The organism is Streptomyces sp. NPDC056628 (assembly GCF_042792555.1).
Taxonomy (GTDB): Bacteria; Actinomycetota; Actinomycetes; order Streptomycetales; family Streptomycetaceae; genus Streptomyces.
In genome coordinates this window covers 328,421-350,987 of sequence record NZ_JBHTWG010000001.1, presented here as the reverse complement: position 1 = coordinate 350,987, position 22,567 = coordinate 328,421, and the positions used below count along the sequence as shown (strand labels likewise).

17 protein-coding genes and 2 pseudogenes are annotated in these 22,567 nt (G+C 74.5%); 8 read left to right on the top strand and 11 right to left on the bottom strand.

Going from position 1 to position 22,567, the window contains the following annotated elements:
- Window positions 1-2: 2 nt before the first annotated feature.
- From ACFRAC_RS01550 to ACFRAC_RS01525, 6 genes are read left to right on the top strand one after another with little or no spacing between them, the layout of a single operon-like run.
- The gene (locus ACFRAC_RS01550; RefSeq protein ID WP_382919417.1) at window positions 3-1,340 is read left to right on the top strand and encodes an O-antigen ligase family protein; all 1,338 of its coding nucleotides are present in this window, start codon (window positions 3-5) and stop codon (window positions 1,338-1,340) included.
- Window positions 1,337-3,055: a lipid II flippase MurJ gene (locus ACFRAC_RS01545; protein WP_382919415.1), complete on the top strand. Its 1,719-nt coding sequence runs from the start codon at window positions 1,337-1,339 to the stop codon at window positions 3,053-3,055. Before ACFRAC_RS01550 ends, ACFRAC_RS01545 begins: the two co-directional genes overlap by 4 nt.
- Entirely contained in the window at window positions 3,045-3,836 is a 792-nt protein-coding gene (locus ACFRAC_RS01540) for a polysaccharide deacetylase family protein (protein ID WP_382919414.1), read from the top strand. Before ACFRAC_RS01545 ends, ACFRAC_RS01540 begins: the two co-directional genes overlap by 11 nt.
- Window positions 3,833-4,975, top strand: coding sequence for a glycosyltransferase (locus tag ACFRAC_RS01535; protein ID WP_382919412.1), 1,143 nt, complete (start codon window positions 3,833-3,835; stop codon window positions 4,973-4,975). The genes ACFRAC_RS01540 and ACFRAC_RS01535 overlap by 4 nt, the downstream gene beginning before the upstream one ends.
- Window positions 4,972-5,655, top strand: coding sequence for a lipopolysaccharide biosynthesis protein (locus ACFRAC_RS01530; protein WP_382919410.1), 684 nt, complete (start codon window positions 4,972-4,974; stop codon window positions 5,653-5,655). The genes ACFRAC_RS01535 and ACFRAC_RS01530 overlap by 4 nt, the downstream gene beginning before the upstream one ends.
- Window positions 5,652-6,761 carry a GNAT family N-acetyltransferase gene (locus ACFRAC_RS01525; RefSeq protein ID WP_382919409.1) on the top strand — a complete coding sequence of 370 codons (1,110 nt, stop codon included), beginning with the start codon at window positions 5,652-5,654 and terminating at the stop codon, window positions 6,759-6,761. Before ACFRAC_RS01530 ends, ACFRAC_RS01525 begins: the two co-directional genes overlap by 4 nt.
- Here ACFRAC_RS01525 and ACFRAC_RS01520 read toward each other — a convergent pair.
- The 10 genes and pseudogenes from ACFRAC_RS01520 to iolC form a co-directional block, all read right to left on the bottom strand.
- Window positions 6,752-8,092: a glycoside hydrolase family 26 protein gene (locus tag ACFRAC_RS01520; protein ID WP_382919408.1), complete on the bottom strand. Its 1,341-nt coding sequence runs from the start codon at window positions 8,090-8,092 to the stop codon at window positions 6,752-6,754. The two genes, ACFRAC_RS01525 and ACFRAC_RS01520, sit on opposite strands and share 10 nt — an antisense overlap.
- 89 nt (window positions 8,093-8,181) lie before the next feature.
- Window positions 8,182-10,101 (bottom strand): AMP-dependent synthetase/ligase, encoded by a 1,920-nt coding sequence (locus tag ACFRAC_RS01515; RefSeq protein ID WP_382919407.1) that lies wholly within the window; start codon window positions 10,099-10,101, stop codon window positions 8,182-8,184.
- A gap of 79 nt (window positions 10,102-10,180) precedes the next feature.
- Window positions 10,181-11,713, bottom strand: coding sequence for a von Willebrand factor type A domain-containing protein (locus ACFRAC_RS01510; RefSeq protein ID WP_382919405.1), 1,533 nt, complete (start codon window positions 11,711-11,713; stop codon window positions 10,181-10,183).
- A 183-nt stretch (window positions 11,714-11,896) separates the two neighbouring features.
- Window positions 11,897-12,760 carry an ABC transporter permease gene (locus ACFRAC_RS01505; protein WP_382919404.1) on the bottom strand — a complete coding sequence of 288 codons (864 nt, stop codon included), beginning with the start codon at window positions 12,758-12,760 and terminating at the stop codon, window positions 11,897-11,899.
- Window positions 12,757-15,408 carry an alpha/beta fold hydrolase gene (locus ACFRAC_RS01500; protein ID WP_382919403.1) on the bottom strand — a complete coding sequence of 884 codons (2,652 nt, stop codon included), beginning with the start codon at window positions 15,406-15,408 and terminating at the stop codon, window positions 12,757-12,759. The genes ACFRAC_RS01505 and ACFRAC_RS01500 overlap by 4 nt, the downstream gene beginning before the upstream one ends.
- Before the next feature lie 117 nt (window positions 15,409-15,525).
- Window positions 15,526-16,923 carry an APC family permease gene (locus ACFRAC_RS01495; RefSeq protein ID WP_382919401.1) on the bottom strand — a complete coding sequence of 466 codons (1,398 nt, stop codon included), beginning with the start codon at window positions 16,921-16,923 and terminating at the stop codon, window positions 15,526-15,528.
- 196 nt (window positions 16,924-17,119) lie between these two features.
- Window positions 17,120-18,622, bottom strand: a complete 1,503-nt coding sequence (gene mmsA / locus ACFRAC_RS01490; RefSeq protein WP_382919400.1) for a CoA-acylating methylmalonate-semialdehyde dehydrogenase — start codon at window positions 18,620-18,622, stop codon at window positions 17,120-17,122.
- A 14-nt stretch (window positions 18,623-18,636) separates the two neighbouring features.
- A pseudogene (locus ACFRAC_RS01485) lies at window positions 18,637-18,933 on the bottom strand (3D-(3,5/4)-trihydroxycyclohexane-1,2-dione acylhydrolase (decyclizing)); the annotation flags it as partial.
- A 79-nt stretch (window positions 18,934-19,012) separates the two neighbouring features.
- A pseudogene (locus ACFRAC_RS01480) lies at window positions 19,013-19,087 on the bottom strand (5-deoxy-glucuronate isomerase); the annotation flags it as partial.
- 227 nt (window positions 19,088-19,314) lie between these two features.
- On the bottom strand, window positions 19,315-20,265 hold the full coding sequence (gene iolC / locus ACFRAC_RS01475; RefSeq protein ID WP_382919399.1) for a 5-dehydro-2-deoxygluconokinase: 951 nt from the start codon (window positions 20,263-20,265) through the stop codon (window positions 19,315-19,317).
- Between the two features lie 403 nt (window positions 20,266-20,668).
- Here iolC and ACFRAC_RS01470 point away from each other — a divergent pair, with 403 nt between their 5' ends.
- Both ACFRAC_RS01470 and ACFRAC_RS01465 read left to right on the top strand, forming a co-directional pair.
- The gene (locus ACFRAC_RS01470) at window positions 20,669-20,869 is read left to right on the top strand and encodes a helix-turn-helix transcriptional regulator (protein ID WP_382919398.1); all 201 of its coding nucleotides are present in this window, start codon (window positions 20,669-20,671) and stop codon (window positions 20,867-20,869) included.
- A gap of 52 nt (window positions 20,870-20,921) precedes the next feature.
- On the top strand, window positions 20,922-21,533 hold the full coding sequence (locus ACFRAC_RS01465; protein WP_382919397.1) for a GNAT family N-acetyltransferase: 612 nt from the start codon (window positions 20,922-20,924) through the stop codon (window positions 21,531-21,533).
- On the opposite strand, the gene ACFRAC_RS01460 is transcribed toward ACFRAC_RS01465, so the two are convergent.
- On the bottom strand, window positions 21,505-22,557 hold the full coding sequence (locus tag ACFRAC_RS01460) for a zinc-dependent alcohol dehydrogenase family protein (RefSeq protein WP_382919396.1): 1,053 nt from the start codon (window positions 22,555-22,557) through the stop codon (window positions 21,505-21,507). The two genes, ACFRAC_RS01465 and ACFRAC_RS01460, sit on opposite strands and share 29 nt — an antisense overlap.
- Window positions 22,558-22,567 lie beyond the last annotated feature (10 nt).

The following is a 22,567-nucleotide window of genomic DNA, read 5'->3' as shown; positions in this document are numbered from 1 at the left end:
CCATGACGACGTCCCCCGAGGTCCTGTCCCCGATCACGCCCTCGCTGCCCGTGCCGCCCCGGCTTCGCCCGGTCGTGCCGCTCCTGCCCGTGCTGCCGGTGGTGGCGATCGTGGTGCTGCTCGGTCTGCCGGTCCGGGCGGGCGGCTCCGTCGCCCCGGCCGACGCGGCCTCGGCGCTGGCCGTGCTGTGCGCCCTCGGGCAGGCGCTGGTGCGCGGGCGGCGGCCGCTGACCCGGACCGCCGCGCTGGTGCTCGGGATGCCGGTGGTGGGCATCGCGCTGGCCGCGACGGGCGCCGCGACCTCCGGGGACGCGCTGACCGGACTGGCCCGCCACCTCCAGGTGTTCGTGCTGATCCCGGTCGCGGTGACGCTGCTGGTGCGCGACCGGCGGGGGGCGCGGCTGCTGCTGTGGTCGCTGGTCGGTCTGGCGCTGTGGCAGGGCGGGATCGGGGTCAAGCAGTACCTGACCGGGACCGGGGCGTCGTACCAGGGCGCCTTCGTCCGGGCGGTGGGGACGTTCGGGCCGTCGGACGTGATGGGGATGGCGAACGTCGTGGCGCTCGGTGTGGTGGCCGCGACCGGGCTGGCGCTCGGCACCCGCTCGGTGCGGCAGCGGCTGGTGGCGGCCGGGTGCGCGGCGGTGCTGCTGGTGCCGCTCGCGGTGTCGTTCAGCCGGGGCGCGTGGATCGCCACGGCGGTGAGCTGCGGGGTGGTTCTGCTGCTGGCCGGGGTGCGGCGGGCGGCGAAGGTGTTCGCCGGCGTGGTCGCGGCCGCCGTGGTGCTGGTGGGCGGGTTCGGGGTCGGCGCGGCGGCACTGGAGGAGCGGCTGACCAGCATCACGCAGGTCACCGACGCCCCGGACCAGTCGGTCGTCGACCGGTACACGATGTGGGCGGCGGCGACGGACATGTGGAGCGCGCACCCGCTGACCGGTGTGGGTCTGAAGGGCTTCCCCGCGCACCGTGACGGGCACGCCTCGCTGGCGCTGTCGTCGGGCAGCGACACCGAGGGGGCCGGGCAGGCTTTCGTGCGCCAGCCGCTGCTGTCGCCGCACAACATGTACCTGCTGCTGCTGAGCGAGCAGGGGCTGCTGGGCGTGGTCACGGTGGCGGGCAGCTGGCTGGCGCTGCTGGTGTGCGCGCTGCGCCGGCTGCGGCGCGGCGCGGGCCGCGTCCAGGACTGCGCGCTGGCGGCCTGCGGGCTGCTGCTGTGGCAGCTCGTCAACTTCCTGTACGCCGACATCGGCGGGCCCTCCACCGTGCTGACGGCGATCTGCCTCGGACTGGCCGCCTGGTGGGCGCTGTCCGGGGACGCGGCCCGGGAAGCGGGGGCCCGGTGAGGTCCGGCGCGGCGGAGCGCACGGACGCGGCGGACGGGACCGGGGACTCTCCGGCGGGCGACGGTGTCCCGCGCCCGGCCGGTCCCGCGCCGGACGGCGTGTCCCGCGCGGCCGGTGCCGTCTCGGGCCGTTTCCTCGCGCGGGCGACGCTGCTGTCGGCCGCGCTGTCGATGGCCGCGGCGGTGCTCGGGCTCGGCCGGGACCAGACGCTCGCGCATCTCTTCGGCGCGGGGGCGGAGACCGACGCGTTCCTGGTGGCCTGGACGGTCCCGGAGATGGCGTCGACGCTGCTGATCGAGGACGGCATGGCGTTCGTGCTCGTGCCGGCGTTCAGCCTGGCGCTGGCGCGGCGGGGGCGCGGGCCGCTCGGGCCCGACCCGGTGCGCGCCCTGGTGGCGGCCTCGCTGCCGCGGCTGTGCCTGGCCCTCGCCGGCGCGGCCGCGCTGCTCGTGCTCGGGGCGCCGCTGCTGGTCGCGGTGCTCGCGCCGGGCCTCTCCGACGCGTCCCTCGCGGTCGCCTGCACCCGGCTGACCGGGACCTGTGTGCTGAGCTTCGGGCTGGCCGGGTACTGCAGCGCGGCGCTGCGCGCGCACCGCAGCTATCTCGCGCCGGGCGCCATCTACATCGCGTACAACGCGGTCATCATCGCGACGATGTTCGTGCTCGCCGCGCGCTGGGGTGTGCGGGCGGCGGCGCTCGGGGTCGCGCTCGGCGGCTGCGCCATGGCGCTCGCGCTGGCGCCGTCGCTGTGGCGGCGCCTCGCGCGGCGGCCCGGCGAGGCCGACGAGGCCGGCGTCCCGGAGGCACCGGGCGGGGACCGTGACGGCGTGCGGGCCTTCGCGCCGGCCCTGGTGTGCGCGGTGCTGCTGTTCGCGGTGGGCCGCCAGTCGCAGGTCCTCATCGAGCGGTACTTCGCCTCCGGGCTGCCGGCCGGTGCCATCTCGCACCTCAACTACGCCCAGAAAATCGCGCAGTTGCCGATGTCGCTGGCGATGATGGTGTGCGTCGTGACCTTCCCGGTGGTGGCGCGGGCCGTCGCCGACGGCGACGTCCGGCGGGCCCGGGACCGGGTCGAGCGGGACCTGGTGCTGATGGCCTGCCTGGTGCTGTTCGGTACGAGCGTCGTGGTGGCCTGCGCGCCGGCGATCGTGCAGCTGCTGTTCCAGCGGGGCGCGTTCACCGCCGGGGACACCGCCGCGACCGCCGCCGTGATGCGGGTGTACGCGCTCGGGCTGCTCGGGCACACCCTGGTGGGCGCGCTCGTGCGGTCGTACTTCTCGACGGGACGCACCAGCTGGTACCCGCCGGCCGTCATGGCCGTCGGCGTGGTCGCCACCATCGCGCTGAGCGCCTGGGCCGTGGGGCCGTGGGGGGCGCGCGGGATCGCCGCCGCCAACGCGGCCGGCATCACCCTGACCGCGCTGCTCCTGCTGTTCGGGCTGGGCCCGCAGTCGGTGCCGGTGCGGGTCCCCCGGGTCGCCGGCGCGCTGGCCCGCCCGGTGGGCGCCACCCTGGGCGCCACCCCGGCCGGGCTGTTCGGCGCCGGTCTGGCCGACGCTCCCGCGGTGTCCGCCGCCGCCGGCTTCGCCTGCGCGAGCGCCGTGTTCGTGGCGCTGGCGTGGCTTCTCGACGTGGCGGGCGTCCGGTCCCTGCTGCTTCCCGTCCCGCATTCCGTCCGCAGCCCTCTCACACGAAAGCTCCGCCATGGTCGCTGACATCTCCGCCGCGCCGCGCGTGGCCCAACCCGTGCCCCAGCCCGCCGTGGGCGGCCGCCGCAGGCGGGACTCCGCCGCCTGGGTGGCCATGTACCACTCGGTCTCCACCTGCCCCGACGACCCGTACAACGTGACCGTCACCCCGGCCCGCCTGGAGCGGCAGCTCGCCTGGCTGGCCGGGCGCGGGCTGCGCGGGGTGAGCGTGCGCGAGCTCCTCGCGGCCCGGGACCGGGGCACCGAACGCGGCCTGGTCGGGCTGACCTTCGACGACGGCTACACCGACTTCGTCACCGAGGCGCTGCCCGTGCTGCGCCGCCGCGGCTTCACGGCGACGGTGTTCGTGCTGCCCGGCCTGCTCGGCGGCACGAACGTGTGGGAGCCGACGGGCCCCCGCAAGCCGCTGCTGGACGAGGACGGGGTGCGCACGGCGGCGGCGGCCGGGATGGAGGTCGCCTCGCACGGGCTGACGCATCTCGATCTGACCCGCGCGCCGGACGAGGTGCTGCACCGCGAGGTGGCCGAGAGCCGGCTTCGGCTGGAGGCCGTGGTCGGCGACGACGTGGTGGGGTTCTGCTACCCGTACGGCTACCACGACGAGCGGGCCGTCGACGCCGTGCGCCGGGCCGGTTACCGCTACGCCTGCGCGATCGCGCCCGGTCCGCTCGGCCGCGGGGACTTCGCGCTGCCCCGGATCCACATGGGGCAGGCGGACGGCTCGGTGCGCCTGGAGCTGAAGCGGCGGCTGGCCCGCGTGTACGGCCGCGCCCTGGAGGCGGCGTGAGGGTCCTGCACGTCATCACCGGTCTCGGCGTCGGCGGCGCGGAACAGCAGCTGCGGCTGCTGCTGCGGCACCTCCCGGCGCGCTGCGACGTGGTGACCCTGACCAACCCCGGCCCGGTCGCCGCCGGTCTGGCGGCCGACGGCGTCCGGGTCGCCCACCTCGGGATGGGCGGCAACCGGGACCTGGACGTCGTGCCGCGGCTGACCCGGCTGATCCGGGGCGGCGGCTACGACCTGGTGCACACGCACCTGTACCGGGCCTGCCTGTACGGCCGGCTCGCCGCGCGGCTCGCCGGGGTGCGGGCCGTCGTGGCCACCGAGCACTCGATCGGCGCGACCCGCCTGGAGGGGCGCCCGCACAGCGCCGGGGTGCGGGCGCTGTACCTGGCGGGCGAGCGCCTCGGCCGGGTCACCGTCGCCGTCTCGCCGACGGTGGCGCAGCGGCTGCGGCGCTGGGGGGTGCCGGGGCAGCGCATCCGCGTCATCCCGAACGGCATCGACGCGCCCCGGTTCGGCTACGACGAGGTGCGCCGCAAGGAGGCGCGGGCGTACTACGGGCTGCCCGAGGACGCCTACGTCGTCGGCGGTGTGGGGCGTCTCGCGCCCGGCAAGCGGTTCGACCTGCTGGTGGCGGCGCTGGCGCAGCTGCCCGACGACGTACGGCTGTTGCTGGTCGGCGGCGGGCCCGAGGAGGCGGCGCTGCGCCGCGCCGCCCGGGAACTGGGCGTCGCGGGCCGGCTGGTGCTGACCGGTGAACGGCCGTACCTGCCCGACCCGCACGACGGCGCGCCCGACCTGCCCGCCCTGCTGTCCGCGATGGACGTGCTCGCCTCGCCGTCGCCCGAGGAGTCCTTCGGGCTGGCGGTGCTGGAGGCGCTGGCCGCCGGGCTGCCCGTGCGCTACGCGAGCTGCCCGGCCGTCGAGGACCTGCCGGCGCGGGCGGTGCCCGGCGCGCGGCGGATCGTCGGCGGGCCCGGGGCGTACGCGCGGGAACTGCTGCGGCTGCGGGCGGCCGGGACGGGCGACCGGTGCGCCCCGGACGTGGTGCGGCACTACGACATCGCGCGGACCGCGCGGCAGCTGATGGATCTGTACACGGCCGCTTCGGCCGGCTCGAACCTGGAAGTGAGTCCCTCATGACAGACAACCCCGCTGAGCGCGCTCCGCTGTGGCACCGGGCCCGTGCCCGGCTCGGCCGGCTGCCCGTGTGGGCGCTGGTGCCCGCCACGGCGCTGACCGGTGCCCTGGCCGGTGGCGCGTACGGGCTGGTGAAGCCCCCGCAGTACACGGCAACCAGTTCCGTGGTGGCCGTGCCGAACGGCACGACCGAGGCCGACTGCACCGACGCGCTGGGCTTCGCGCAGGCCTACGGCCGGGTCGCCACCCAGCTCGCGGTGCTCGGGGACGCCCAGATGTGGGCGGGTGTGCCGGTGTCGACGCTGCGCGAGAGCGTGGAGGTGGCGACGTCGCCGGACGCGCCGATGGTCGCGGTCTCGGCGACCTCGTCCAGCCCGGGGCAGGCCGTCGACATCGCCAACGCCGTGTCCCGCTCGCTGGTCACCGAGGCCGGTTACGCCAAGGACCGGACCGGTATCCGGCTGGAGAGCCTGTCCCGTGCGCTGCGGCCGGGCAAGCCGTCGTCCGCGTCGCCGGGGCTGACCGCGCTCGTGGGCGCGAGCGCCGGCGGGCTGCTCGGCGGTCTCGCGATGCTGGCCCGGCCGCGCCGGCGGTCCGGTGAGCCGGGCTCGGAGGAGGACCTCGGCCGGGCCTCGGTGCCGGGTCCCGCCGGGGCCGCCGACGCCCAGGAGACGCGCGGATGACCGCGTCCGCACGGAACCTGACCGTGGAGGTGTGCACCGACGAGCACGCCTTCGCGGGGCTGGCCGAGGCATGGGGCCGGCTGCACCGGGCATGCCCGTCGGCGACGGCGTTCCAGAGCCACGCCTGGCTGCACTCGTGGTGGCTGTCGTACGGCAGGCCGGGCCGGCTCCGGCTGGTCCTGGTGCGCCGGGGTGACGAACTGGTGGCGGCGGCGCCGCTGATGCGGGTGCACAGCCCGCTGCCGGCGCTGGTGCCGCTCGGCGGTGCCATCACCGACTTCTGCGATGTGCTGGTCGACGAGTCGGCGGGCGCGCCGGCCGCGACGGCGCTCGCGGACGCCCTGGCCGACCTGGCCCGCACCGCGCTGGTGGACTTCCGCGAGGTGCGGCCGGGCGGTGCGATGGAGCGGGTGTTCCTGAGCTGGCGCGGTCCGCGGCGGCGGCTGCACGACTCCCTCTGCCTGGAGCTGCCCGCGCTTCCCATGGAGGAACTGGTGGGGCGGCTGCCGACGGCCCGGGCCCGGCGGATCCGCAGCAAGGTCAGCCAGCTGTCCCGGCTCGGGGTGCAGTGGCGGGTCGTGCCGCACGAGGAGACGGAGGCCGCGCTGCGCCGGCTCCTGGAGCTGCACCGGCTGCAGTGGCAGGGCCGGCAGGTGTCGCCCGAGCATCTGCGGCCGCGGTTCATGGAGCACCTGGTCCGCGCGACGGTCCCGCTGGCCCACTCCGGGGAGGCGGCGACCACGGAGTTCGTGCTGGACGGCTCGGTGGTGGCGGTCAACATCTCGCTGCTGTCGGACGCGCTGGCCGGCATGTACCTGTACGGCTTCGACCCGGGGCTGCGGCAGCGCCGGGTGGACGTGGCGACGATGCTGCTGCACGGGGCGACCGGTCACCTCGGGTCCGCCGGGCTGCGCACGCTGAGCCTGCTGCGGGGCGCGGAGCCGTACAAGTACCGCTGGCTGCCGACGACGGTCGTCAACCAGCGGTTCCTGCTGGCCCGGCGCCGCACGTCCCCGCTGCTGGGGGCCGCGCTCGCGGAGGCCGCCGCGCGGCGGCGGGTCAAGGAGGCGCTGCGCAAGGACGCCGAGCCGGCGGCTCAGCGGTAGCGCTCCGCCCACCGCAGGCACGCGGAGAGCCGGCCGCCGATCTGCTGTTCCAGCCACTTCTCCAGGTCCAGGAGGGTGCAGTGCGGGGCCTGCGTGGTGGTGGGCGCCGGGGCCGGTGTCGCCGCGGCGGCCGGCTCCGGCGCGGCGGAGGGTGCCGCCGGGGCCGGGAGGGTGGCCGGGGACGGGAGGGTGGCCGGGGACGGGAGGGCGTCCGGCGTGACGGGGGCCGGCTGGGGGCGGGAGTACAGCGGGGCGGAGAGCAGGAGGCGGTACAGGGCGGAGGCGCGGGGGTTGTCGGAGCACAGCCACACGCCGTGCGGGCAGTAGTCGGTGATGGTGTTGTAGAGCGGCTTGTGCTGGTCCATCCAGGCCAGCATGCGCAGCATGTAGGTGATGTTGTCGCCGTTGCGGAACAGGCCCCACTCCGGGTAGGAGATCGGCTTGCCGTGGCGGCGGGCGAAGTCCACCTGGTGCTGCAGGCCGTAGGGCTCGGAGACCTGTTCGTCGAAGGTGCGGCCGCGCGGCTGGTCGTAGGCGTCCATGCCGACGATGTCGACGACGTCGTCGCCGGGGTAGCACTCGGGCCAGGGGATCGCGTCCATGCCCCGGCTGGGGGCGAAGTCGAAGCGGAAGCGCTGTCCGTCGACCGCGCGCATGACGCGGACGACGCGGCGCCAGTACTGCTTCCAGCTCTCCGGGTCCGGGCCGCAGCGGTGGGTGTAGGTGGTGCCGTTCATCTCCCAGCCGAGCACGACGACCGTGTCCGGGATTCCGAGGTCGACCAGGCGTTCGGCGAGCGTCTCGAAGTGCTCGTCGAAGGCGCCGGACGCCGCGCGCCGCAGCAGGGTCCGGACGGTCGCGTCGGGGAGGTTGCGCTCGTTGCGTTCCATCATCGGCACGTTGAGCACGAGCATCCGGTCGGACTGGGCGCGCCGCCAGGCGGCCCAGCTGTCGAGGAAGCCGTGCCCGCCCTCGATGTTGGTCCACAGGTCGCCCGGCAGATAGGTGTGCCCGACGCGGGGTTCCTGGCCGCCGAGCCAGCGGCCGAGCTGCTGCATCCGCTGCACCCCGGCGGGCCCGTAGTGCAGGTACGCCCCGAACGCGGGCCCGTGCGCGGGGACCCCGGCCGGGGCGTGCGCGCCCTGCGGCGGCTGCGGCGAGGGGGCGGCCGGAGGTGCGGAACCGGCCGCGGGGACCGGGCGGGACGGGTCGGGGTGGGAGGCGGCGCCCGCCGCGCGGGCCGTGCCCGGTGTGAGGGCCGCCGCGGCGATCACCGCGGCGGTGATCAGCGCCGGTCCTCTCCGTGCGGACCGTCGGCGGTCACGGGCCATGCGTCCTCCTCGGCGGGGCACCTCCCCTGTAGGTGACAGGAAGTCACATTCGCCGGGGCGGGGCCATCGGAGCGCGGCCGAACGGGCCATCAGCTGCCGTACAGCGCCTCGATGTCGGCCTCGTACACCTGCGTCACGGCGTGCCGCTTCACCTTCAGCGACGGGGTGAGCAGGCCGTTCTCCTCGGTCCACTCCCCCTCGACGAGCCGGAACGCGCGGATCGACTCGGCGCGGGACACGGCCTCGTTGGCGTAGTCGACGGCCTTCTGGACGTAGGCGCGCATCCGGGGGTTCCGGACGACCTCGGACATCGGGGTGGCGGCGGGCAGCCCCCGTACGGCGAGCCAGTGCGCCACCGCGTCCGGTTCGAGGGTGATCAGGGCGCCGACGAAGGGGCGGCCGTCGCCGACGACGAGGCACTGTCCGACGGGCGGGCGGCTGCGCAGCCGGTCCTCCAGGACGGCCGGGGAGACGTTCTTGCCGCCGGAGGTGACGAGGATGTCCTTCTTGCGGCCGGTGATGGTGAGGTAGCCGTCCTCGTCGAGGGCGCCGAGGTCGCCGGTGGCGAACCATCCGTCGCGCAGCACGGCGTCGGTGGCGGCCGGGTCGTTGCGGTACGCGCCGAAGACGATGCCGCCCTTGATGAGCACCTCGCCGTCGTCGGCGATGCGGACGGCCGTGCCGGGGACGGGCCGGCCGACGGTGCCGGGGCGGGGCCTGAGCGGCGGGACGACGGTGGCGGCGGCGGTGGTCTCGGTGAGGCCGTAGCCCTCGTAGACGAGGATGCCGGCGGCGTAGAAGAACAGGTTGAGGTTGCGGTCGAGCGGGGAGCCGCCGCTGATGGCGTAGCGCAGGCGGCCGCCGAGCTCCTTGCGGACCCGGCGGTAGACCAGCAGGTCGTACAGGGCCCAGGCGGCCCGGAGTCCGATGCCGGGGCCCTTGCCGGTGCCGAGGAAGTGGTCGAGGTGGGCCTCGGCGAACCGGACGGCCACGCGGTCGGCGCGGTCGAAGGAGGCGCCGCGGCCCAGCTTCTCGGCGGTGGCCCGGCCGGTGTCGTGGATCTTCTCGAAGAGGTACGGCACACCGACGAGGAAGGTGGGCCGGAACTCCCGCAGGGCGGGCCGCAGTTCGTCGGGCTTGATGCTGGGCCAGTGGCCGATCTCGATACGGCCCATCAGGCAGGCGATCTGGATGGTGCGGCCGAGGATGTGGGCGAGCGGGAGGAAGAGCAGGGTCGAGGCGGTCTGTCCGGTGACGGCCTGGAAGACGGGGTGCAGCAGTTCGACGGTGTTGGCGGCCTCGGCGTGCAGGTTGCCGTGGGTGAGGACGCAGCCCTTGGGCAGGCCGGTGGTGCCGGAGGTGTAGCAGATCGTCGCGACCGTGTCGGGGGTCAGGGCGGCGCGGCGTTCGGCGATCTCCTCGTCGGGCAGGTGGCGGCCGAGGGCGGTGAGCGCGCCGAGGGCGTCGTCGTCCAGTTCCCAGACGTGCGGGGGCTGTTCGTGCGCCTCGGTGCCCGCCGTCACCGTGGCCGTGTTCTGCGCCGTCTCGGTGACGACGTGCCGGGCCCCGGAGTCGCGGACGATCCACTCCACCTGGTCCGCGGAGGAGGTGGCGTAGACGGGGACGGTCCGGCCGCCCGCCGCCCAGATGGCGAAGTCCAGCACGGTCCACTCGTAGCGGGTGCGGGACATCACGGCGACCCGGCCGCCGGGCTCCAGGCCGGCGGCGATCAGCCCCTTGGCCACGGCGGTGACCTCACGGGCGAACTCCGCCGCGGTCACCGGCCGCCAGCCGTCGCCGGTGTGGCGGCGCAGGACCACGGCGTCGGGCGCCTCGGCCGCGTTGGTGTAGGGCAGGTCGGCGGTGCTGCCGGTGGTGGGGCGGGACGCGAGGGCCGGGGTGCGGGCCTCGCGCACCACTCCCCCGGCGTCCTTGACGACCTCGACCTCGGTGCGTTCCAGCAGTTCGGTGCGGTGTGCGGCCCGCTTCAGGTCCTTGCGTACGCCCATGTCGGCTCCCGGTGCCCGTCGTACTTACCGGAGAGTAAACTTACTCAGGCGTAAGTAAAGGTCAATGGGTCCGGCACCCTCAGTCCCGGCCGGTGAGACGGCTCGCCCGCCGGATCGCGTCGGCGAGCCGGGCCACGTCCTGGTCCTCCGTGACCGAGCCCAACTCGTCCGCGCGCTCGGCGAGTTCGCCGAGGCCGACCCGTCCGGGCAGCGAACCCGGACGGTCGTCGCCCGCGCGCAGGGCGTCCGCGAAGTAGGCCGCCGTGGCGGTGACCTGGAAGCGGGGGCTCGCGCTCCACACCGAGTCCTCCAGGGCGCCCGTCTCGATGCCGCCGGACTCCTCGTGCGGGGCGCGGGTGCGCGGGTCGAGCCAGCGGACGCCCGCCGTGGCCAGGTGGCCCTCGGCGTCCGGTGCGGTGCGCACGGCGTACAGGGCGGTGACCGTGTGGCCGGGGCCGACCTCGCCGCCGTCGACGCGGTCGTCGCGGAAGTCCTCGTCGGCGACCTGCCGGTCGTCGTAGCCGATCAGCCGGAACTCCCTGACCGTCTCCGGGTCGAAGACGACCTGGGCCTTGGCGTCGCGTGCGGTCAGATCGACGTTGCGGGGCAGGTCCTGGCTGAAGACCTGGTGCGCCTCGCGCTCCCCGGAGACGTACACGGTGTGGCCGTCGCCCCTGTCGGCGAGGCGTTCCATCAGGGCGTCGCCGTAGTCGCTGCCGACGCCCACTCCGAAGAGGGTGATGCCGTGCTCGCGGCGCTCGGAGGAGACGCGTTCCAGGATGGTGTCCGCGTCGGTGTCGCCGGTGTTGGCGAGCGCGTCGGAGACCAGGACGACCCGGTTGGTGGCGCCCTTGCGCAGGCCGTCCTCGGCCGTCTCGTACCCGGTCTCCACGCCGGCGCCGAGATTGGTGGAGTCGGTGGGTTCCAGGCGGTCTATGGCGTCGTGGATCTCGTCCCGGTGCCCGCCGACGCGGGTCGGCCGCAGCACCCGCTCGGCCTCGTCGCTGAAGGTGACCAGGGCGACCGAGTCGTCGTCGCGCAGCCGGTCCGTCATCACGCCGAGGGAGTCCTTCGCGAGGTCCAGACGGCCCGGTTCGGCCATGGAGCCGGAGATGTCGACGACGAAGGTGAGGGCGGCGGGCGGGCGCCGCCCGGCGTCCGCGGCGGGCCGGGTCGCCAGCCCCACCCGCACCAGGGACCAGTCCTCGCGCGCGGTGCGGGCGCCGTCCACGGTGACGGTGAACCCGTTGCCGTCCGGGCGGTCGTAGTCCTGGCGGAAGCTGTTGACGAACTCCTCGGGGCGGACCGTCCCGGGGTCGGGCAGCCGTCCCTCGGCGAGCGTGCGGCGGGCGTAGCCGTAGGAGGCGGTGTCCACGTCCAGGGCGAAGGTGGAGACGAGGTCGGGCTCGGGCGCGAACTCGCGGCTGCCGTCGTCGCCGTTCTTCTGCCCGACCGAGCCTTCGCCGGGTTCCACCGGGAAGCGGTCGTCCGTGACGCTCCGGTCCGCCGACGAGTGACCGCCGTCCTGCGCGCTGCACCCGCTGAGCAGCAGGCCGCCCGCCGTGAGCGCGAGCAGCGCACCCCTCAGCCGTCGTGCGCGGTGTCGCTCCATCGTCCGTGCCCCCTGCTTCCGTTGACGTCGACTTCTGCGACTGTGACGGGCCAGGGGGCCGGAACGTGCGCCATGGTGCGTTGCGGATGGGTCTCGAAGAGGGCACGGTGAGGCCCCGCCGAGACCGGTGGGTGACCCTCCGTCGACCTGCCGAGTACCAAAGGCAGTTGACCCGCCAAGTGCCTACGACACGATGTCCTTGCGCGTGAAGTGCCGGAAGGCCAGCGCGAACAGGATCAGGGCGTACGTCACGGAGACCGCCGTGCCCTGGATCATGCCGGACCACTCCGGGTGCGGCTGGACGGCGTCCGCCCAGGCGAACTGCCAGTGCGCGGGCAGGAAGTGCCGCCAGTCGCCGAGGGCCGTGACGGCGTCCAGGACGTTGCCGACGATGGTGAGACCGACCGCGCCACCGACCGCGCCCAGCGGGGCGTCCGTCCGCGTCGACAGCCAGAACGCCAGCCCGGCGGTGACCAGTTGGGACACGAAGAGGTACGCCACGACGACCAGCAGACGCTGCGCCGCCGTGCCCGTGGCGAGCGAGCCCCCGGTGGGGATCTGCAGCGGACCCCAGCCGTACGCGGCCGTGCCCACGGCCAGCGCGACCACCGGCAGCAGCACCATCGCGGCCAGGCTCAGGCCGAGGCCGACCACGAGCTTGGACCACAGCAGCCGGGCCCTGGGCACGGGGGCGGCGAGGAGATAGCGCAGGGAGGACCAGCCGGCCTCCGAGGCGACGGTGTCCCCGCAGAACAGAGCGACCGGGATCACGAGCAGGAAGCCCGCGGAGACGAAGAGGTTGACCGCGGCGAAGTTGGCGCCGGAGGCCGTGGCCGTGTCCATCAGGGTGATGCGGTCGCCCCGCCCGTCCGGTTCGCCGCCGATCGCGAACGCGGCGACCAGTACGAACGGCAGCACGGCGAGGATGCCGAACATGACCAGCGTCCGGCGCCGCTTGAGCTGGCGGAGCAGTTCGACCCGCAGGGGCAGGGTGCGGCCCGCCCGGTAACCGGAGGCGACCTCGGTGCGCTCGGTGAGCGTGCTCATGCGGAACCTCCGATCAGGGTGAGGAAGGCGTCCTCCAGGCGGCGGTGCGGGCCGACCGACCGGACGGGCACCTCCAGCCGGACGAGTTCGGCGACGAGGTGCTCGGCACTGCCGTCGGCGTCGAGCCGGACCAGGAGCCCCTCGTCGGTGGGGACGGCCGAGACCACACCCGGCAGCGCGGCGACCTTCTCGGCGGCGGGTGTGTCGACGGCCGTGGCCGTGCCGACGAGGAGGGTGTCGCCGGAGCCCACGATCTCGGCGACCGGGCCCGCCTGCACGAGCCGGCCGCGGTCCATGACCACGAGATGGGTGCAGGACTGCTCCACCTCCGCGAGGAGATGGCTGGAGACGATCACCGTGCGGCCGGCGGCCGCGTACCGGATCATCACCTCGCGCATCTCGCGGATCTGCGGCGGGTCGAGGCCGTTGGTCGGCTCGTCGAGGATGAGCAGGTCCGGCAGGCCGAGCATGGCCTGGGCGATGGCCAGGCGCTGGCGCATGCCCTGGGAGTAGGTGCGCACCGCGCGGGCCAGGGCGTCGCCGAGCCCGGCGATCTCCAGGGCCTCGTCCAGGTGGGCGTCCCCGGGCGGGCGGCCGGTGGCCTTCCAGTACAGCTCCAGGTTCTCCCGGCCCGACAGGTGCGGCAGGAAGCCGGCGCCCTCCACGAACGCGCCGACCCGGGACAGGACCGGGGCGCCGGGGCGGATGGCGTGCCCGAAGACCCGGATCTCCCCGGCGTCCGGCTTGATCAGGCCCATCAGCATGCGCAGGGTCGTCGTCTTGCCGGCGCCGTTCGGGCCGAGGAGGCCGAGCACCTGGCCCTTCTCCACCCGGAACGACAGCTCCCGCACCGCGTACCGGTCCTGCGCGCGGGCGTACCGCTTGCTCAGTCCGCTGATCTGGAGCGGGACCTCGGCCAGCTCCGGGTCGGGCGCGGGGGCCGCGGTGCGGCGGCGGGCGGTCAGCAGCAGGGCCAGGGCGATCAGGGCGCCGGTGGCGGGCAGCCACCACACCCAGGACGGCAGGGGGGCGGCGGCGCTGGTGACGCCGGGGGCCGTCGGGACGGACAGCTCGCTCTTCAGGGCGACCGCGTACGTGGCCGGGGCGGCCGGGGAGGCGTAGCCGAGGTCCGTGGAGGACAGCACCAGGCGCAGCCGGTGGCCCTTCTCCACGTCGTGGTCGATGGCCGGGAGGGTGATCCGCACGTCCTTGCCGGACTTGGCGTCCGTGACCCGCAGCGGGGTGACCAGCTGGGATGGCAGGACCTGCTGCCGTCCGTCGGGGCCGACGTCGTAGACCTTGGCGAACAGGACGGCGTCGCCGCCGCTGGAGCGCACGCGCACGGTGGCCGTCGGGGAGCCGGTGATGTGGAGGTTGTCCGCGACGGGCGCGGACTCGAAGCGGGCGAACTGGCCGGGGAAGTCCAGCGAGACCCCGACGCCGAGCGACGACAGCTGGGCGAGACCGCCGGAGCCGCCGAGGCCGGGCAGGGCGGAGACGGCGGGCGGGCTGGCGCCGGCCGGGTTGGCGACGGACTGCTCGCCCCCGGTGAGCGGCACGGGCCGCACGCCGGCGGCCAGTCCGGGGTAGGAGCCGGCGCTCGCGCCCCGCAGCTGGGCCTCGCCGTCGGTGGAGTCGATGCCCCCGGTGCGGGTGACCCGGAAGGCGGGGCCGGTGTCGGCGCTCTTGTCGCCCTTGAGGTAGCGGTCGAACCAGGCGGCGGTGCGGGCCTGGACGCGGGACGCCTCCAGGTCGCCGCCGTCGTGCCCGCCGGCGATCCAGTCGACGTCCACGGGGGCGCCGTTGGCCCGGATCGCGCGGGCCGCCCGGTCGGCCTGGCCGAGCGGGAAAAGGGAGTCGGACTGGCCCTGGAACAGCAGGGTGGGCACCTTGACACGGTCGCCGACGGCGGACGGGGAGCGTTCCTCCAGCAGGGCGCGGGCCTTGGCGTCGGGGACGCCGGACTCGGCGACCCGCTCGTACATCGCGCAGAGCGTGGGCTCGAACTTGGCGCAGCCGCCGCCGGAGTTGATGAAGATGCCGGCCCACAGCTTCTTGAAGACCCCGTTGGGGAAGAGGGCGTCGGCGAGGTTCCAGTAGGTGATGGCCGGGGCGATGGCGTCCACGCGGTCGTCGTGTCCGGCGGCCAGCAGCGCGATCGCGCCGCCGTAGGAGCCGCCCGCCATGCCGACGCGCGGGTCGCCGGCCTTGTCGAGCCGGACCTCGGGCTGCCGGGCGAGCCAGTCCAGCAACCGGGAGACGTCGGCGACCTCGCCCTTCGGGTCGTTCAGGCCGATCTCACCGGTCGACCTGCCGAAGCCGCGGGCGGACCAGGTGAGGACGGCGTACCCGTCCCGCGCGAGCTCCTCGGCCTGCTGCCGTACGTCGTCCTTGCTGCCGCCGAAGCCGTGCCCGAGGAGGACCGCGGGGCGCCGCCCGCCGCCCGGCGCGGTGAAGTACGAGGTGTCGACGCGCACTCCGCCGTCCATCGCCATGACCCGGTCGGCGCGCCGCACCGGCGGGGCGTCGCCGCCGGAGGCGACCGCGGTCCAGGTCCCGGCGCCGGCCAGCACCACGACGGCGGCCGCGGCGGCCAGCAGCCGCCGCGGCCCGCGCAGTGCGCCCCGTCGGGGCAGTCGAAGATCCATGCGTCAACGGTACGGGTCGAAGCTGTCGGTCAGTTGCCGACCAGGGACCGAACTCCGTCACCTCCTGTGGATGTACGCGGTGCCGTCCGCGTACACCAGCCGCGGTACGCCGGTCAGTCAGTCGCGGGCGTCGTCCGGCAGGGTCACCAGCCAGCGGGTGGTGCGGCGCGGGCGCAGGTACAGCGCCCAGTAGAGGGTGGCGACGGCGGTGATGCCGCCGGTCCACGCCAGATGGACGGGTTCCTGCTGGGTGAGGATGTAGCCGAGGACCACGATCAGCACGACCGGCATCGCGGGCCACAGCGGCATCCGCCAGGCGGAGGTGTGGCGGTGCCGCCCGCGCCGGGCGAGCAGGGCGGCGACGGCGACGAGCAGGTACATCCCGGTGACCGAGACGCCCGTGACGCCGTACAGGGTGTCGAGGTTGACGAAGCACAGGGCGGCGCCGGGCACACCGACGGCGAGGGTGGCGACCCACGGCGAGCCGAAGCGGCCGAGGCGGGCGAGGCCCTCGTTGACCGGCTGGGGCCACGCCTTGTCGCGGGCCGAGGCGAACAGCACGCGGGAGTTCTGGATGACCATGACGATGCCCGCGTTGACGATGGCCAGCGCCACGCAGAGGCTGACGAAGGTGCCGACGGCGGAGTTCGACCAGGCGGTGACCATGGCCGAGATGTCGCCACCGGTCAGTTCGGCGACGTCCGAGGCGCCCAGGGTGATGGCGACGACCGGCACCAGGATGATGACGGTGGAGATGGCGAGGGTGGCCAGGACCGTGCGGGCGACGTTGCGGCGCGGGTTCTCCAGCTCCTCGGAGAGGTAGACGGCGGTCGAGAAGCCCTGGGTGATGAACAGGGCGATGGCGAGCCCGGAGACGACCAGCAGCGCCGTCACCGTGTTGGTGCCGCCGTCCGCGCCGGCCACCTCCAGGGAGGCCAGGCCGGCGGGGCCGCGCTCGGCGTGGGCGAAGCCCAGAACGGCCACGACGGCCGCCGCGATGACCTCCAGGACCAGGAAGACGCCGGTGATCCAGGCGTTGGCGCGCAGGTCGAGCAGGCCGGCGAGGGTGGCGAGCAGCATGACGCCGGCGCCGGTGAGGGCGGGGTCGAGGTGGGCGATCGGGGCGAGGTAGTCGGCGGTGCCCATCGCGATCACGGGCGGTACGACCATGACGACCAGCAGGGAGAGCACGAAGACCAGCCAGCCCGCGAGCCGTCCGGCGAGCGTGGACACCATCGCGTACTCGCCGCCGGCGCTCGGGATGAGGGTGCCGAGCTCCGCGTAGCAGAAGGCGACGGCGACGCACAGCAGGGAGCCGACGGCGATGGTGAGGGCCGTGGCGGTGCCGAGCGAGCCGAACAGGTCGGGGACGACCACGAAGAGCGTGGACGCGGGGGTCACGCAGGAGAGCGTGAGCAGCGTGCCGCCGACCACGCCGATGGAGCGCTTGAGCTGCCGGGGGCTGCCCGACGCCTCGGCGGCGGGGGCCTCGGCGGGGGTGAGGGTGTCGGTCACGAGGGGGATGCAACATCGACGGAAACCGTCACGTCAATGGGTGTTCAACTACGGAATCAGTTGTCGGCGATCTTGATTTCGCGCGTTAACGTCGCATCAAGGCCCGTGCCGTACGGCTTTCGCAGGTGCGGGAACCGCAGCGGACCCGCGCAAAAAAACGGGGCCGTCCGCATTGCGGACGGCCCCGGGGGCGGCGTCAGTGGTTGCGCGGGAAGCCCAGGTCGACGCCGGTGGGGGCGTCGGCCGGGTCGGGCCAGCGGGTGGTGACGACCTTGCCGCGGGTGTAGAAGTGCGTGCCGTCGTTGCCGTAGATGTGGTGGTCTCCGAAGAGGCTGTCCTTCCAGCCGCCGAAGGAGTGGTAGCCGACCGGGACCGGGATCGGGACGTTCACGCCGACCATGCCGGCCTCGACCTCCAGCTGGAAGCGGCGGGCGGCGCCGCCGTCCCGGGTGAAGATCGCGGTGCCGTTGCCGAACGGCGAGGCGTTGACGAGGGCCAGGGCCTCCTCGTACGTCTCGGCGCGCAGCACGCACAGGACGGGGCCGAAGATCTCGTCCTGGTACGCCTTCGCGGACGTGGGCACCTTGTCGAGCAGCGAGATGCCGATCCAGTGCCCGTCCTCGTAGCCGTCGACGGTGTAGCCGGTGCCGTCCAGCACGACCTCGCAGCCCTCGTCGGCCGCGCCCTTCACGTAGGACGCCACCTTGTCGCGGTGCACGGCCGTGATCAGCGGGCCCATCTCGGACGCCGGGTCGTCGCCGGGACCGATCTTGATCTTCTCGGCGCGCTCGCGGATCTTCTCCACCAGCTCGTCGCCGATCGCGCCGACGGCGACCACCGCGGAGATGGCCATGCAGCGCTCACCGGCGGAGCCGTAGGCGGCCGACACGGCGGCGTCGGCGGCCGCGTCCAGGTCGGCGTCCGGCAGGACCAGCATGTGGTTCTTGGCACCGCCGAGCGCTTGCACACGCTTGCCGTTGGCGGAGGCGGTGGTGTGGATGTAGCGGGCGATCGGCGTGGAACCGACGAAGGAGACGGCCTTGACGTCCGGGTGCTCCAGCAGCCGGTCCACGGCCACCTTGTCACCGTGGACGACGTTGAGGACGCCGTCGGGCAGGCCGGCCTCGGCCAGCAGCTCGGCCAGCCTGACCGAGGCCGACGGGTCCTTCTCGCTGGGCTTGAGCACGAAGGTGTTGCCGCACGCGATGGCGATGGGGAACATCCACATCGGGACCATCGCCGGGAAGTTGAACGGCGTGATGCCGGCGACGACACCCAGCGGCTGCCGGATCGACGACACGTCGACGCGGCTGGCGACCTGCGTGGACAGCTCGCCCTTGAGCTGCACGGTGATGCCGCACGCGAGGTCCACGATCTCCAGGCCGCGCGCCACCTCGCCGAGGGCGTCGGAGTGCACCTTGCCGTGCTCGGCGGTGATCAGTTCGGCGATCTCGTCGCGGTGCGCGTCCAGCAGCGCGCGGAACCGGAACAGGATCGAGGTGCGCTGCGCCAGCGAGGACTGGCCCCAGGTCAGGAACGCCTCCTTGGCGGCCGCGACCGCCGCGTCCACCTCCTCGACCGAGGCGAAGGCGACCTTCGTGGTGACCGCGCCGGTCGCCGGGTCGGTGACCGGCCCGAACGTGCCCGAGGCGCCTTCGGCGGACTTCCCGCCGATCCAGTGGTTGACGATCTTCGTCATGCCCGGTTACTCCTTCACAGATGGCGGCGTCGGGAGGACACGTGCCGTTCGTACAGCTCTCGGGCCTTCACCGCCGACGCTCCGGTCGCGGTCTCGGCCACAGGTACATCCCACCAGGCCCGCGCGGGCGGCGGGCCCGACACAGTGTCGGCCGTTTCGGTCTCGACGTAGACACATGTGGGAGTGTCGGCGACGCGGGCCTCGGCGGGCGCCTCCCGCAGGTCCCGTACGGTCCGCGCGCGCAGCACCCGCACACCGGGGCCGGCGGCGCCGGCCAGGCCGACGGGGAGCGGGGCGCCCGTCGTTCCTTCCGTACGGCCGCGTCCTCCCCACGACTCCATGGTGCGGGTCGGGCACCTCCGGCGCGGGGCCGTAGCGGGCGGGGAGTCATCGCTCGCTCTTCGCTCCTGCCAAAGCAAAGCGGCCTGCCGCGCCGGAGGCGTTCGGTGCGCCGGCGCCGCGAGGGGCGGGCCGGCGGCGTGCCGGGCCGGACGGTCCACGCGCCTGCGCGGCCGGGCGTCCGGCCCGTCGTCATGGCGGGCTCACAGCAGCCCCGGGGCGGTGTCCACGGCTGCGGCCACGCAGCCGGCCCGCGGCGCCGGGCAGGGGCCGGCGGGTCCGGCGGGCCGCCGCCCCGGCGACGGCCCGCGGGTGCCGGGCGTGCGGCCGGACGAGCGCGGCGACGTCGACGCTCACCGGACGGCCCCCGCGGCGAGCGCGGCCTCGATCTCGCCGAGTGCCGGCATGGCGGAGGAGCATTCCAGGCGGGAGGCGACGATGGCGCCGGCCGCGTTGGCGTGCCGCATGACCGTCTCCAGGTCCCAGCCCTCCAGCAGGCCGTGGCAGAGGGAACCGCCGAACGCGTCACCGGCGCCGAGGCCGTTGAGGACCGTCACGGGGAGCGGCGGCACCTCGGCCCGGCCGCCGTCCCGGTCGACGGCGAGGACACCCTTGGGGCCCTGCTTGACGACGGCGACCTCGACTCCGGCGTCCAGCAACGCGCGGGCGGCGGCGTCGGGTTCGCGGACGCCGGTCGCCACCTCCACCTCGTCGAGGTTGCCGACGGCGACGGTGGCGTGCTTCAGCGCCTCGGCGTAGAACGGGCGGGCCGCATCGGGGTCCTTCCAGAACATGGGGCGCCAGTCGAGGTCGAGGACCGTGACGCCGGCCTTGGCGCGGTGGGCGAGGGCCGCGAGCGTCGCCGTCCGGCTGGGCTCCTCGCTCAGGCCGGTGCCGGTGACCCAGAAGACGCGTGCGTCGCGGATGGCGTCGAGGTCGAGCTCATGGGCGTCGATCTCCAGGTCGGGGGCCTTGGGCTGCCGGTAGAAGTACAGCGGGAAGTCGTCCGGCGGGAAGACCTCGCAGAACGTGACGGGGGTGGGCAGTCCGGGGACCGCGGTGACCCAGCGGTCGTCGACGCCGAAGCCCTGGAGGGCCTGGTGGAGGTAGGTGCCGAAGGGGTCGTCGCCGGTGCGGGTGATCACGGCGGTCCGGCGGCCGAGGCGGGCGGCGGCGACCGCGACGTTGGCCGCCGAGCCGCCGAGGAACTTGCCGAAGGACGTGACCTGCGGCAGCGGGACCCCCGTCTGCAGCGGGTAGAGGTCCACCCCGATCCGGCCCATGGTGATCACGTCGTACGCCATCGGTGCCCTCGGTCTCCCTCGTCACGAGTCGCGGGCCGGCAGCGAGGCGGCCCTCCACGGCTTTGTAGCCCTCCCCGGGGAGCATGTCAATGTTTTGTCCAGACATTCGAACGAGGGCGCCGAGGACGCGGGTTGGCGAGGCACAGGGGAACGTCCGGGGTGTCAACACGCCGCGCCGGTGCGCCCGCGTGCGCCTTTGCTGCACGCCTGTCACAAACACCACCTCCGTGTCACTCATGTCGCAAGTGCGCGGGACCCGCGTCACACCCGGCGCACAGGCCCTGCCCGTCGTCACGGAGCGTCGTTGACCGGACACACGCTTGTGAACGCCAGGCGCAGCGCCCGGTCCCCCCGACGACCGGCCCCCGGTCGCCACCGCGGCGCGCGCGAGGAGGTGCCACCGATGACCGACCGAAGGCTGTGGTCGTACAAGGAGATCGCGGCGCACATCAAGGTGCAGCCGGACACCGTCCGTTCCTACCGCAAACACGGACTGCTGCCCCCACCCGACCACGTCGAGAGCGGCAAGCCCTTCTGGTACGCCGACACCGTCCGCGCCTGGGTGGCGTCACGGCCCCGCAACCGGGGCCTGAGGCCGGACTGACCCCCGGAAAACCACCTGTGCCCCACCTGACCCGTGGGGCACAGTCGTGTCCATGAGTGATTTCTCCGTCAAACCCGTCCTGACCGGCGAACGGACCGTGCTGCGGCCGTTCACGGAGGACGACGCCGCCGTCATGGCGGAGATCATCGAGGATCCCGATGTCGTCCGCTTCACCGGCGAACCGCCCGCCGGGCTGACGGAGGAGCGGCTGCGGTCCTGGTACGGCTCGCGGTCCGGGCAGACCGACCGTCTCGATCTCGCCGTCACCGACCGGGCCACCGGCGAACTCGTCGGCGAGGTCGTGCTGTACGAGTGGGACGCGCGCGCCCGCGGCTGCACGTTCCGCACGCTCATCGGGCCGCGGGGGCGCGGGCGGGGACTCGGCACCGAGGCCACCCGGCTCATCGTCGGCCACGGCTTCGAGCAGCTCGGTCTGCACCGGATCGAGCTGGAGGCGTACGGCCACAACGCCCGTGCCCTGCGGGTCTACGAGAAGGTCGGTTTCGTGCGGGAGGGCGTGCGGCGGGAGGCCGACTTCCGGGACGGCCGGTGGTTGGACTGGGTGCTGATGGCGCTGCTCGCGCGGGAGTGGGCGGCCCATCGGGGGCACCCGGATCTCCCGGGTCTCCCCCCTCTCAGTGGTTCCGGTGCCACGGCTCGATGACCGTCACCCCGGCGCCCGGCGCCGCTCCCATCGCCTCCAGCGCGGCCGGCACGCCGTCCAGCGGGATCGTCGACGTCACCAGCAGATCCGGCCGCAGCACACCGGCCCGCACCAGCTCCAGCATCGGCGGGTAGCTGTGCGCCGCCATGCCGTGGCTGCCGAGGATCTCCAGTTCCAGGGCGATCGCCCGGGCCATGGGGACGGGGGTCGTGCCGGACTCCGAGGGCAGCAGGCCGACCTGGACGTGCCGGCCGCGGCGGCGCAGCGATCCGACGGAGGCGGCGCAGGTGACCGGGGAGCCGAGGGCGTCCAGGGAGAGGTGCGCGCCACCGCCGGTGAGGTCGCGGACGGCCGCCGCGGTGTCGGGGGTGCCGGACGCGTCCAGGCACTCCGCCGCCCCGAACTTTCGTGCCAGGTCCAGGGCGTGCGGTGACACGTCGACCGCGACGACCCGGGCGCCGGAGGCCGCCGCGATCATCACCGCGGACAGGCCGACCCCACCGCAGCCGTGCACGGCGACCCACTCCCCCGCCGCGACCCGGCCCTGCCGCACGACCGCCCGGAACGCGGTGGCGAACCGGCAGCCCAGGGAGGCCGCCGTCGCGAAGGACATCTCCTCGGGCACGGCGACCAGGTTGACGTCGGCGTGGTCCAGGGCCACGTACTGGGCGAAGGAGCCCCAGTGGGTGAAGCCGGGCTGGGTCTGCCGCTCGCACACCTGCTGGTCGCCCGCCGCGCACGCCCCGCACGATCCGCAGGCGCAGACGAACGGCACGGTGACCCGGTCGCCGGGCCGCCAGCCGGTCACCCGGTCGCCGACGGCCTCGACCACCCCGGCCAGCTCATGGCCCGGGACATGCGGCAGCACGATGTCCGGGTCGTGTCCCTGCCAGCCGTGCCAGTCGCTGCGGCACAGCCCGGTCGCCTCGACCCGCACGGTCACGCCGTGCGGCGCGGGGGCCGGGTCGGGCACGTCCCGCACCCGTGCCGGCTCCCCGAACCGCTCGAACACCACTGCGCGCATCCCCGACTCC